Here is a 12,472-nt window from a genome sequence, read left to right on the forward strand (position 1 = left end):
GAGCTGATACTCTAGTGCTCAAATTAATAATTATTGTTGTTGTGTCCAATGCTTGAGCTTGCCTTTTAATCTTAGCATCGCCTGACTTAATATCTGGCTAACCCTAGATTCGCTTACTTCAAGAATTGCACCAATTTCTTTTAAGTTTAACGCTTCGTCATAATACAGCGAAAGTACTAATGCATCTCTTTCTGGTAAGGTTTTAATTGCTTCCACCAGTGCCGACTTAAATTGCGTTTCGGCTAATGCGTCAAAATTTTCATCCGGTGTTTCATCTTCTGTGACAAGCACATCTTGCGAAACACCCAAATCTTCTATGCCTATGATTTTCCCAACAGAAACATCATTTAAAATATGATGGTACTCATTGAGCGACATATCAAGTTTTTCTGCAATTTCTGTGTCACGAGCATCACGCCCGAGTGATTGTTCTAACTCATCAATCACCTGAGCAACACGGCGGTTATTGCGATGAACAGAACGAGGAACCCAGTCCCCACGCCGAATTTCATCAATCATGGCACCGCGAATTCTAATACCTGCAAAGGTTTCAAACTTAGCGCCTTTACTACCATCGAATTTTGATGATGCTTCAAGTAAGCCAATCATACCAGACTGTAACAAGTCATCTAACTGAACAGAAGCAGGTAATCTTGCCAACATGTGGTGTGCAATTCTTTTTACCAGCGGTGCATACTGTTCAACAACGGATGTTTTATTATCGAACTGAGTATACGCAGCGGCTTTATTCACTCACTCTATCCTCTTGTTTTTCTTTACGCTGAACTAAACGTTCAACAAAAAACTCTAAATGACCACCTGGTTGCTGTGGTACAGGCCAACTCATTATTTTATTTGCTAAACCATGGTATGCAATGGCTGCAGGTGACTTAGGATAAGCCTCAACAACTAATTTTTGCTTACGAACTGACTTACGTAGGTTCTCATCAAATGGCACTGTTGCAACAAGTTCTAAGGCAACATCTAAAAATCTATCTGTAACCTTACTCAGTTTAGCAAACAATTCCATTCCTTCACGTAAACTACGCACCATATTCGCCACAATTTTAAAATGGAAAACACCGTGCTCACGGCTTAATATTTTAATCAGCGCGTAAGCATCAGTAATAGACGTTGGCTCATCACACACCACAATCAATACGTCTTGAGATGCCCGTGAGAAACTCAGAACCATATCAGAGATACCAGCTGCTGTATCGACAATTAAAATATCGAATTGAGTACGCATCTCACTGAATGCTCTAATTAATCCAGCATGCTGTGCTTGAGTTAACTCTACCATTGCTTGAGTGCCAGATGTTGCAGGCACAATACCGACCCCTTTGGGACCACGTACAATAATATCGTCTAATTCGGCATCGCCAGATAAAACATGAGATAAGTTTTTCTCGGCACGAATGCCAAGCATCACATCGACATTAGCTAAACCAAGATCCGCATCTAGTACTAAAACACGTTTCCCTTTTTCAGCTAAGGCAACGGCAGTGTTAATTGACACACTGGTTTTCCCTACCCCACCTTTACCACCGGATACGGCAATTACTTTAACTTTTTCGTTATTTGGTTGATTCATCATACGTAAACCACTTGCTTGATCACGGGTCATATTCTTACTCGAATGCATAAGCCATTTCATTAGACCATGCGGTTGTGTCTTGAGACGTTTGTTGTTCGGTTTCGTTCAGTGCGGCCAAAGCTTGCTTAGCCAGCGCTAAGGTATCTGCTACTTTCATGTCCTCAGGAACACGTTGGCCATCAGTCACATAGCTTAATGGTAACTCATTTTGGATAAGAACGCTCAATGCTCCTGCAATTGATACCGATTCATCCAATTTAGTTAATATCGCACCGGCTAAAGGAATACGCTTAAAGTGATTAACCGCATCTTGTAACACTCTACGCTGTCCGGTGGCTGACATCACCAAATAACTGCGAATAGGGATCCTACTGTTTGCTGTCAAATTATCAAGTTGTTGATAAAGACGCATGTCACGTTGTCCCATTCCAGCGGTATCTATCAAAACCAATTTACGATTTCTAAATTGATATAAAATTTGTTCTAGTTCTGCAAGATCATGTGCTTGCTTTACCGGACATCCCATTATTTTGCCATAAGTTGCCAATTGCTCAAAGGCGCCAATGCGATAATGGTCAGTTGTAATCAATGCAACTTGATCTGCGCCGTGATGCGCAGCAAAACGCGCTGCAATTTTAGCCAATGACGTTGTTTTACCAACACCTGTTGGCCCAACGAAAGCAACGACACCGCCACGTTTAACAATATCATCACCCTGATTATCTAATAAATTAGCTAAACTTTGGGGTAATGATCTCACTAATTCAGCGGGGTTATAATGCTGACTAAGCGATGAAAGTCTTGCTGCGACAGGTGCTGAAAATTCAGCTGCAAGCAACTTACTTTCAAGCATAGCACCCACAGGATCTTTACGCTTTTTTTGATCATTCATTAATGAAGAAACTTGATGGGTCAGTAAGTTACGTAATGATGCCATTTCTTCACGCAGCGCCTCTACTTCAGCTGAATTAACTTTATTATTTTTAACTGGTTTATCAAATGCAGCTTGTTGGTATTGAGGCTTCGCAGGCTTTGACTCCGCCGTAGCGCCCTGTAATTGACGAGCCCATTCTGGTAGTTCAGGGTCAATTTGTTTAGAAGGAGCCTGTTGACTCAAACGACTTTGCTGCTTTTCTAATAACGCTTGCAAAGAATCAGCCACTGGTGGAGGGCTTACTTTAGTTTGGGCTTTTATAGCTGGCTTTGTTGCCAGTGAAACTTTATCTTCACGTAAATCCATATAACCAGATGACGGCGCTTTCATGGCGACATTCGCTTTAGGTTCATCGTAATCAACGGCAGCAACAATCTCAATTCCACCGGCTACTTTTTTGTTAGACATAATCACAGCGTCAGAGCCAAGGGTTTCTTTTACTTGCGCTAATGCTGCACGCATATCTTTGGCAAAAAATCGTTTAATTTTCACTACGCACCTCTTTTATCTGACGTTATCACTATTGGCCGACGGCTGAAACAATGCGTATCTGTTTCTCATCTGGGATTTCTTGATATGAAATCACCCGTAAATTTGGAATAGTGTATTTAACAAATCTTGACAGGGTGGAACGTAGCATACCTGATGTCAATAAAATGGCTGGTTGACCGACCATTTCTTGCTTCTGTGAAGCATCTAACAATGACTGCTGCATACGTTCTGCGAGGCCTGGTTCAATATTTGGACCTTCGCCTCCTGTCGCCTGCATAGACTTATGCAACATCTGTTCCAACTCTGGCGCCAAAGTAATGACTGGGATCTCTAATTCTGGACCTGATATTTCTTGGACTATCATGCGTTTTAACGCGATACGGACTGCAGCGGTCAACACTTCGGTATCATTGCTCTTAGTGCCGTACTCTAATAATGTTTGCACAATAGTGCGTAAATCCCTTACTGACACACCTTCATTCAGTAGATTTTGCATAACCTTGACCACATTACCTAATGACATAATGTCTGGGATAAAGCCATCAACTAGTTTAGGTGATTGCTTGGCTAACATATCCATTAGCTGCTGGACTTCTTCGTATCCTAATAGCTTGGCCGCATTATTACTCAAAAGTTGGCTAATATGCGTTGCTACCACTGTTGCGGTGTCAACCACCGTATAGCCTAGCGTTTGTGCATGCTCGCGCTGCTCAGGTGCAATCCAGACGGCTTCCAAACCAAATGCGGGGTCGGTTGTTTCAATACCATCTAATTTGCCGTAAACCTGTCCAGGATTAATGGCGAGCTCGCAGTCGTGTCTCACCTCGGCTTCGCCTACCACGACACCCATCAACTGAATTCGGTATGAATTAGGTGAAAGGTCTAGATTGTCACGAATATGTACCGCTGGCACTAAAAATCCAAGTTCCTGGGATAATTTTTTACGTACACCTTTAATTCTGCTTAACAATTCACCACCTTGACCTTTATCAACCAAGGGGATCAGTCTATAGCCGACTTCTAACCCGATAGTATCAACGTGGCGCACATCATCCCAGCTCAGTTCTTTAGGCTCTTTATCTTTAACATCAACCGGACCTTTCTTCACTAACTCTAATGCCTGTGCCTTCTTATCTTTAATTCGCTTATGCACAAAATAGGCTGCGCCAGCTGTAATTGCAGCAAAACTTAAAAAAGCAACGTGAGGCATACCTGGTACAATACCCATCACAAATAACAAACCGGCTGCGATAGATAATGACTTTGGATTGTCAAACATTTGGCTCATCATCATCTGGCCCATATCACCAGACTCATTTTGACGAGTAACCATTAAGGCCGCTGCAATGGAGAGTAATAAGCCTGGTATTTGTGCCACCAAGCCATCACCAATTGTCAGTAAGGTATAAATTTCAACCGCACTTGAAAAATCAAGCCCATGTTGAACCATACCAATCATAAAGCCGCCTAGTATGTTGATAACTAGAATCATAATACCCGCGACTGCATCACCTTTTACAAACTTTGACGCACCGTCCATCGCCCCATAGAAGTCCGCTTCACGCGTCACTTCCTCTCGGCGAACTCTTGCTTGTTCTTGATTTAAAATACCCGCGTTCAAATCGGCATCAATGGCCATTTGTTTACCTGGCATAGCATCTAACGTGAAACGCGCGCTGACTTCTGATATCCGTCCTGCACCTTTGGTTACTACTGCAAAGTTAATAATAATTAGAATTAAAAACACCACTAAACCAACGGCATAATTGCCACCAATTACCACTGAACCAAACGCTTCAATCACTTTACCTGCAGCGTCTGCGCCATTGTGTCCTTCAAGTAATACCACACGGGTCGAGGCCACGTTTAAGGCTAATCTTAATAAGGTTGCAACAAGTAATACGGTTGGGAATGCAGCAAAATCGAGGGGTCTGTCGGTATAAATCGCCACTAAAAGAACCACTAACGCGAGGGCAATATTAAATGAAAACAAGATGTCCAATAAGAATGGCGGAATAGGTAAAACGACCATTCCGAGAGCAGCCAACACTAATAACGGCGTACCTATGCCCTTAAAAGTGGATAGTCTAATTTGTTTGAATTGCCCTAAAGCTGCTTTTGCATCCATTAACGAAGGCCTTTTACTGATGAGTTTTTGACACGTTCAAACAGTAAAAGCAAGAACTAAGCCAATCCGTATAACATCAGAAAGTATTAGTGTTTTAAATCATCTGGAATAGGTTGTTTTAGCGGCACAGGAGTTGGCCGACGCCCTTTACCTTTTTGATATTGTTTTAATTGAAATACATAGGCTAGCACTTGAGCGACTGCCGTAAATAAGCCCTCTGGTACTTGCTGATCTACTTTAGTTGTGTGATATATCGCTCGCGCTAATGGCGGAGCTGAAACAATGGCAACATCATGTTCACGGGCTATCTCACGAATTTTAAACGCAACATCATCAACACCTTTAGCAATCAAAAATGGCGCAGATGAACGGCTAACATCATATTTCACCGCTACGGCATAATGCTCAGGGTTTACCACAATAACATCTGCATTAGGAACTTCGGCCATCATTCTTCGCTGAGCGATTTCACGCTGCATTTGCCTTACTCGACCTTTGATTTCCGGCTGACCTTCTGAGTCTTTATATTCATCTTTAATTTCTTGTTTGGTCATTTTGAGCTGTTTGTTGTGATTCCAAATTTGAAAAGGCACATCAATCACAACAATTAACAACATAGAAGAACACAATACAATAAACATCCATACCAGCAAATCTAATGCATGGTAGACATTACCGGGAAGATGATCGCTTGAAAGGGTTAAAATATCGTAAAAATAGATATCTAGTAATAAATAAGCTGCCACTGCAACCACAGAAAACTTGGCAATACCTTTGGTTAATTCAACCAAAGCTTGAGTACCAAACATGCGCTTAAAGCCATTCATAGGGTTCATTTTACTGCCTTTAGGCATGAAGGCTTTGACTGAAAAAGACATGCCTCCTAGCACAATATTACCTAAAAATGACACCAAGGCTAATAAGGCAATAAAGCTAAATAATGACCACGCAAGCTCATTACCAACAACTCCCCACACTCGATACATAGAGTTAGTATCAAAGATTTGAGCCCGTTCCATGGTAAAAATTTGTTTCATCATATTGTATAAACTTGTGGCAATCGCCGGTCCTGTTATGGCAAAACCAACCGATGCAGCAAGCAATACAGCAGCAGTGCCTAACTCTTTAGAGCGAGCAACCTGACCTTTTTCACGCGCCTGTTCAAGGCGCTTACTGGTGGGCTGCTCTGTGCGTTCTTGACCACTATCAGCTTCTGACATTTACAGCATCCTTAAAAAGTCACATCACCATCAATTTGACATTGCAGTTGTAAAATATCACACATCAATAATTGCGCAGCCAACCACACCTCATCAAAGTGAGCCATAATTGGCCCCAAAGTTAACCATAGAATCAACAAGCCACTGACCATAGTGACAGGAAAACCAATAGAGAAAATATTTAATTGGGGTGATGCCCGAGTCATTACGCCAAAAGACAAGTTAATTAATAACAAAGCCACGATGGCTGAAATTGACATAGTGAGTGCTGCGCCAAACATATAACCGCCCCACTCAGCCAAACTTCTATAAGTGGATATATTAATGCCTTGGTTTGAAACGGGAATAGTTTCAAAACTGGCCACCATCATACGAAACATCAATAAATGCCCATCCACAGCCAAAAAAATTAATGTTGCAAGTAACAAGAATGTATTACTGACAACTGGCGTCTGTTCACCCGAGCCGGGATCAACCATAGACGCAAAACCTAAACTGGTTTGCATACCAATAATTTGACCAGTTAACACAAACGTTTGCATCATCATCAAACTGACAAAGCCCATGGCAGTGCCTATCAAAATTTGCTGTAAGGTAATAAATACTGAGCTCAGTGCAAATAATTCAACGTTTTCAACAGGAGGAAGCACGGGTACGATTGCAAAAGTAAAAGCGACGGACAGCATTAATCTAACACGTGATGGAGTGGTATTCGCGCCAAAAACCGTCATGGTCATTAACATCGCAGAAATACGAAAAAGCGGCCATAGATACATGGCAATTGTCTGACTGATTTCATCAAACAAAATGTCCATTAACTTAACCTATCACTACGGGAATAAGATTAACCATTTCCAGAAAGAAATCGACCATTGTTTGTACCAGCCAGTGCCCTAAAAACATCAGCGCAAACAAGGTAACTAATAATCGAGGTAAAAAACTTAAGGTTTGTTCGTTAATAGAGGTGGCAGCTTGGAACACAGCGACCACTAAACCAATCGCTAAGCCAGGTAAAATGATGGCCGATACAATCAATACAATAATAGACAGCGCTTCTCGAAAAATATCAATTAAGGACTCAGGAGACATATCCCCTCCTATATCCCAAAGCTATTGGCTAAGGTTCCCATAACTAAACTCCAACCATCAACCAATACAAATAGCATTATCTTAAAGGGCAATGACACAATCATTGGCGATAGCATCATCATACCCATTGCCATCAAAATACTCGCTACCACCAAATCTAACACCAAAAATGGCACGAACAACATGAAACCAATTTGAAATGCAGTTTTTAATTCACTGGTAATAAAGGCGGGAATAATGACGCTCATTGGCGCTTGTTCAGGCGATTTAATGTCTTTATAGCCTGATATTTCAATAAAAGTTGTTAAGTCTGTGGTTCTAACCTGAGATAACATAAACGCTTTTATCGGCTCTTTACCCACATCATAGGCTTGATTTAACGTCATCGACTCATTCATGTACGGTTCAACCGCTTCAGCATAAATTTTATCAAACACGGGCGCCATGATAAAAAAAGTCATGAACATACTGATGCCAATCAATACCTGATTCGATGGCGTTTGTTGTAGCCCCAATGCCTGACGAAGAATAGATAACACCACAATAATTCGGGTAAAAGACGTCAACATAATGACCATTGCAGGAATAAAACTCATTGCCGTCATTAACAGCAAAATCTGCATTGTCACTGAGTATTCGGTAGCACCATCGGCACCGGTTGTGACCGTTAATGCAGGTAAAATCCCATCTTGAGCCGCCGCACCTGAAGACCAAATAAAGGCTGCGGCAATAAAGCCCCAGAATAGACCTTGCAACCCTTTACTCATGATGTCTTTCCTTAGCTTGTTGTAAATTTTTCGCAAATGAGTGGTTTGATTCTTCAATCGGTTGAGCTAATTTATCGAGTAGATTTATTTGATGTGGCGTCACGCCTAGGAGGTATTGTTGTTGATTAATTTCAACTACCATCAACTTTTCTTTTTGTCCAACTTGCGTCATTGCAATCGTTTTAATTACTGCATTTTGACTCGGAACAAGATTAAGCCTTTTGACTATGTAGGCTAGTAAAAAGATTAACGCGATAACAACGATTAATCCACCTAACATGTTGGCTAATGTAGACACATAACTTGTGCTATTACTGCCAGACGAAACAACTTGTGAAGCCGTTGTTTCTTCAATAGCGACTGCTGCGTTAGATAAAAGAACCGTAAGATATGACACAATTAATCCTTGAACCAGACACCACTAAATGTTTTAGCAACAATCTGAGGCATAAAACAGTTTAGTGGTTGTCGTTAAATACAGATCAATAAAGCAACAAACTGATCTTATTTGAGTTTCTTAATCCGCTCTGTTTGGCTAATGACATCTGTGAGTCGAATACCAAACTTATCATTGACGACAACCACTTCACCATGGGCAATCAAAGTACCATTGACCATCACATCCAATGGTTCACCTGCGACGCGGTCTAATTCAACTACCGAACCTTGGTTAAGTTGCAACAAATTGCGGATGCTAATAAAACTGCGCCCGACTTCCATTGAAATCGTCACTGGAATATCAAGAATAGAATCTAATTTTGCCGCATCTTCTTTCGAAATAGGCTTAGAATCATCAACTAATTCATCAAGTTCAACTTGCTGAGCCTCTTCAATAGCTTGCTCTGCCATGGCTGCGGCCCAATCATCACCAGTATCTTCAGTACTCATCACTTCACCTTATAAATCTGAAATATCACGCGACTTACCTTTGCGTGTTACCAATTGTAATTCTGACTTAACCGTTTCTGGTCGTGGTATTTTTTCACTAATTTTAAGCGCTAAATTATCGCGAGATTTCCCCAGTTTACAACGGTATGTTGGTAAATCTTCAATGCGCATCATAATGTGTTCAGGCAATTCAATAGGGATAATATCACCCGCTTTAAAATCCATTACATCGCGAAGCTTTAACTCATGTTCAATAATATTAGCGTCAAAGCCGACTTGCACATCCATGATTTCATCTCGTAAAGCCTGAGACCAACGCATATCTGTATCTTGTTTATCACTTTGTACGCCCGCATCCAGCAGCTCACGGATAGGTTCTATCATGGAATAAGGTAAGGTGATGTGAAAATCACCGCCACCACCATCGACCTCAATATGGAAAGAGTTAATCACAACCACTTCCGTAGGACTGACGATGTTAGCCATCGCGGGGTTAACTTCTGAATCCAAATATTCAAACTCGACATCCATTACAGGAGCCCAAGCATCTTTATAATCTTCAAAAATAATTTTTAATAGTAACTGAACAATGCGGCGTTCTGTTGGGGTGAATTCTCGACCTTCAATTTTGGCATGGAAACGACCATCACCACCGAAAAAGTTGTCCACTAATATAAACACCAATCGAGCTTCCATGGTAATTAGCGCGGTGCCTTTTAATGGACTAAAACGCACCATATTTAAGCTAGTAGGCACGAAAAGTGTGTGCACGTACTCGCCAAACTTTAACATTTGAACGCCATTAATTGACACTTCAGCGGCACGACGCATCATATTGAACATACTGATCCGCAAATGACGCGCAAAACGCTCATTGACAATTTCCAACGTAGGCATACGGCCACGGACGATCCGGTCTTGAGATGAAAAGTCATACGACCTCGCATCATTTCCACCGTCATCTATGTCGTCTTCATCAACATCATCAACCCCATGAAGAAGCGCATCAATTTCGTCTTGGCTTAATAAATCACTCACATCATCACCTTAACTATCCAGTCAGGATTACTGCATTACAAAACCGGTAAACAACACTTTTTCAACCACGGTTTTACCGGTTACGGATTGTAATGTGTTTTGCACGCTTAACAGGGCTAATTGCCGCATTTCATCTTTGCCCGCTTGCGTGCTTAATTTCTGCACATCGGCACCACTAAATGTGGTTAATAAAGCATCTTCTATTAATGGGATGTGTTTTTTGACCGTCGTTTCATCATCCGTTCCACGAACCATTAACTGTACTTTAATTTCAACTAAACGTGCTCGGTCAACCCCAGGCAAATTGAACAAAAAAGGCCTTGGCATTCCAACATAATTAGCTTCAAGTCCTGAAGTCTTAGACTCCATTTGTTCCGAAGAACCTGCAGCAGAGTCACTGGAATCAGCTGCGACAGTTTGGTCGTCAGAACCGAGAAAAAACCATGCTCCAACACCTATAAGGATTGCGACAACAATGCCAATACCGCCAAAAAGAATTAATTTATTTCCCTTTTTAGGTTCCGCATTTGTTTCATTAAGTTCTAATTCTTCAGCCATTACACTTCCTAACACGCTTGAGCGACATAACAGAGGTTAATTATATTTAGTATTAACCGAATACATAATAATATCTCTATAGGTTACCGACTTAAGCGTAATAATCTATACCTGATTGCAAACTCTCTGAATGATTTTGAAACATTGTATGCTCTAATGCTGAATTTTCATCCAAATCATGTTGTTGGCTTGTGCCTTGAGATGATTCTTGTGATTGGCCATCACGCCCCCCACCACCTTGAGAAACCTGACTATCCGCAAGTTGTAATCCCTCTTGAGCTAACATTTCCCTTAAGCGCGGAATAGCCTGCTCAATTAAATCTCTGGTTTGAGTTTGAGCAACATGGAACTGCACTTGTGTTTGATCACCATGAACCTGAATCTTGACCATTAAATGGCCTAGCTCAGGAGGATCTAAACGTATCTCAGCCTGCTGGATGCCATTGCTCACCATGGTAATTAATTGCTGTTTCATTACGGGAGAAAAACGCTGGATCATCTCCTGCATTTGCACTTGAGACTCGCCATGTTGTTTTAACGCTAATTGAAACTGAGGGACATCACTTTTATGAATGGGAGTAAAGCTACTTTGATTTTGCAAAGCCTTTGTATCAACACTTTCTTCAACGGTAGATAAACCATCAAAGATTAGGGCTTTATCAAGTGTTGCTGAAGAAGCACCTGCAGCTACAGCATTAGGTTTAATAAGCTCAACCGAAAGTTGAGTTTTATTACTGGCATCTAATGAAGGAGTCGCGCCATTGCCCGATAAATCAGTTTCTGTACCTAAAATATTCGCCTTATCGCCACTTGTAGATGCGGCGATGGCTGATTGACTTTGTTTTGCAAACTTGTCAGCCGACTCTTTGCTGACATCTTTTACTGTAGTAAACCCTGTGGTTACCTGAGCAACTTGGATTGCTTTGTCTGCATCAACCAAGTCCACATCAACCAAATCAAGAATAGAATCATCAAGAACAGGAGACTGTAAGTTAAAGTCATCGACTATTTTAGCTAAATCACCATGTGATAACGAAGCGAGCTCTGCTTCTGTTAACGATGCAAACGTCTTAAGCTGTTCCATTTTAGAAGCTGGTAAAGAAGTTAAATAAGCAGCATTTAACTCTTCCGGTAAAGGGGCATGAATTGTTTCGACAAATAATTCATCAGTTATCATTTCACTGCCTGATATAGCCTCTACCGCTTGAGTATCTTCGGCAAATGCCTCATCGAATATAGGTAAAATTGTTGAGTCAAAGACGCTTTCATCTAACATCACCTGGTCTTCATTCGATGCAATATCGTCATGCGGCAAAATTTTTCCGTCTGTTTTTACCTTGTCAAATGACAGCGCCATATCAAGCTGAGCAAAAATGAGAGCAACATCTCCTTCATCAATAGGCTCTGACAAGTCGACTTCAGTACTCATGATGCCTGATAACTCTGATGTTTTTTTAGTATCAGCTAAATCGGCATTTTTAAATGATGATGTTTGGTTAGCTTGATTAAAGACAGAAAGGAATGACTGATTATCAGACACTTGCATTGTATCTTTTACTTGCGAGGACTTATTTGTACCGTTACCCGCTAAAAGGATATTGCTCATCTGTTGCATATTATATGCTCCGCAAACTCAACCTAAAGAATAAATTAATCATCATTTCCATATACGGTTTTTTAGTATAAAAACACAATAAACTAAAATGAAAAACGTCACTTCACTGACGATTAATTTTAATATAACGAGTATGAAGCAAAATG

At 41.0% G+C, this 12,472-nt stretch carries 13 protein-coding genes; all 13 read right to left on the reverse strand.

Translation table 11 applies throughout. The annotated features are described in order from the left end of the window. Positions 1 to 30: 30 nt before the first annotated feature. Positions 31 to 753 (reverse strand): RNA polymerase sigma factor FliA, encoded by a 723-nt coding sequence (locus ORI98_RS00610; RefSeq protein WP_261298007.1) that lies wholly within the window; start codon positions 751 to 753, stop codon positions 31 to 33. Next, positions 746 to 1,627: a MinD/ParA family protein gene (locus tag ORI98_RS00615; RefSeq protein WP_229778273.1), complete on the reverse strand. Its 882-nt coding sequence runs from the start codon at positions 1,625 to 1,627 to the stop codon at positions 746 to 748. The genes ORI98_RS00610 and ORI98_RS00615 overlap by 8 nt, the downstream gene beginning before the upstream one ends. 4 nt (positions 1,628 to 1,631) lie before the next feature. Beyond that, positions 1,632 to 3,023, reverse strand: a complete 1,392-nt coding sequence (gene flhF / locus ORI98_RS00620) for a flagellar biosynthesis protein FlhF (protein WP_261298008.1) — start codon at positions 3,021 to 3,023, stop codon at positions 1,632 to 1,634. A 28-nt stretch (positions 3,024 to 3,051) separates the two neighbouring features. Then, a complete protein-coding gene (flhA, locus tag ORI98_RS00625) occupies positions 3,052 to 5,151 on the reverse strand; it encodes a flagellar biosynthesis protein FlhA (RefSeq protein ID WP_261298009.1) in 2,100 nt (699 codons plus the stop codon). 86 nt (positions 5,152 to 5,237) lie between these two features. Further along, complete coding sequence (flhB, locus tag ORI98_RS00630; protein WP_261298010.1) at positions 5,238 to 6,371, reverse strand: flagellar biosynthesis protein FlhB; 1,134 nt, start codon at positions 6,369 to 6,371, stop codon at positions 5,238 to 5,240. Positions 6,372 to 6,382: 11 nt separating this feature from the next. Beyond that, positions 6,383 to 7,186: a flagellar biosynthetic protein FliR gene (fliR, locus tag ORI98_RS00635; protein WP_261298011.1), complete on the reverse strand. Its 804-nt coding sequence runs from the start codon at positions 7,184 to 7,186 to the stop codon at positions 6,383 to 6,385. Between the two features lie 4 nt (positions 7,187 to 7,190). Further along, positions 7,191 to 7,460: a flagellar biosynthesis protein FliQ gene (fliQ, locus tag ORI98_RS00640; protein WP_188841125.1), complete on the reverse strand. Its 270-nt coding sequence runs from the start codon at positions 7,458 to 7,460 to the stop codon at positions 7,191 to 7,193. Positions 7,461 to 7,468: 8 nt separating this feature from the next. Next, entirely contained in the window at positions 7,469 to 8,227 is a 759-nt protein-coding gene (gene fliP / locus ORI98_RS00645; protein ID WP_261298013.1) for a flagellar type III secretion system pore protein FliP, read from the reverse strand. Beyond that, the gene (gene fliO, locus ORI98_RS00650) at positions 8,220 to 8,624 is read right to left on the reverse strand and encodes a flagellar biosynthetic protein FliO (RefSeq protein WP_306133855.1); all 405 of its coding nucleotides are present in this window, start codon (positions 8,622 to 8,624) and stop codon (positions 8,220 to 8,222) included. Before fliO ends, fliP begins: the two co-directional genes overlap by 8 nt. A gap of 107 nt (positions 8,625 to 8,731) precedes the next feature. Then, positions 8,732 to 9,115: a flagellar motor switch protein FliN gene (fliN, locus tag ORI98_RS00655; RefSeq protein ID WP_188841123.1), complete on the reverse strand. Its 384-nt coding sequence runs from the start codon at positions 9,113 to 9,115 to the stop codon at positions 8,732 to 8,734. Between the two features lie 9 nt (positions 9,116 to 9,124). Then, entirely contained in the window at positions 9,125 to 10,153 is a 1,029-nt protein-coding gene (gene fliM / locus ORI98_RS00660; RefSeq protein ID WP_261298015.1) for a flagellar motor switch protein FliM, read from the reverse strand. Positions 10,154 to 10,180: 27 nt separating this feature from the next. Beyond that, on the reverse strand, positions 10,181 to 10,711 hold the full coding sequence (gene fliL, locus ORI98_RS00665; RefSeq protein WP_306133856.1) for a flagellar basal body-associated protein FliL: 531 nt from the start codon (positions 10,709 to 10,711) through the stop codon (positions 10,181 to 10,183). A gap of 91 nt (positions 10,712 to 10,802) precedes the next feature. Further along, a complete protein-coding gene (locus ORI98_RS00670; RefSeq protein ID WP_306133857.1) occupies positions 10,803 to 12,326 on the reverse strand; it encodes a flagellar hook-length control protein FliK in 1,524 nt (507 codons plus the stop codon). Positions 12,327 to 12,472: the final 146 nt, after the last annotated feature.

The organism is Shewanella sp. ULN5 (assembly GCF_030731885.1).
In the GTDB taxonomy this organism is placed as follows: Bacteria; Pseudomonadota; Gammaproteobacteria; order Enterobacterales; family Shewanellaceae; genus Shewanella; species Shewanella holmiensis.

Coding starts and splice junctions, on each gene's coding strand:
- fliN (WP_188841123.1), bottom strand. CDS start 9,115: ATGAGTACTGAAGATACTGGTGATGATTGGGCCGCAGCCATGGCAGAG.
- ORI98_RS00615 (WP_229778273.1), bottom strand. CDS start 1,627: ATGACCCGTGATCAAGCAAGTGGTTTACGTATGATGAATCAACCAAAT.
- fliP (WP_261298013.1), bottom strand. CDS start 8,227: ATGAGTAAAGGGTTGCAAGGTCTATTCTGGGGCTTTATTGCCGCAGCC.
- fliR (WP_261298011.1), bottom strand. CDS start 7,186: ATGGACATTTTGTTTGATGAAATCAGTCAGACAATTGCCATGTATCTA.
- fliL (WP_306133856.1), bottom strand. CDS start 10,711: ATGGCTGAAGAATTAGAACTTAATGAAACAAATGCGGAACCTAAAAAG.
- flhA (WP_261298009.1), bottom strand. CDS start 5,151: ATGGATGCAAAAGCAGCTTTAGGGCAATTCAAACAAATTAGACTATCC.
- fliQ (WP_188841125.1), bottom strand. CDS start 7,460: ATGTCTCCTGAGTCCTTAATTGATATTTTTCGAGAAGCGCTGTCTATT.
- flhB (WP_261298010.1), bottom strand. CDS start 6,371: ATGTCAGAAGCTGATAGTGGTCAAGAACGCACAGAGCAGCCCACCAGT.
- ORI98_RS00670 (WP_306133857.1), bottom strand. CDS start 12,326: ATGCAACAGATGAGCAATATCCTTTTAGCGGGTAACGGTACAAATAAG.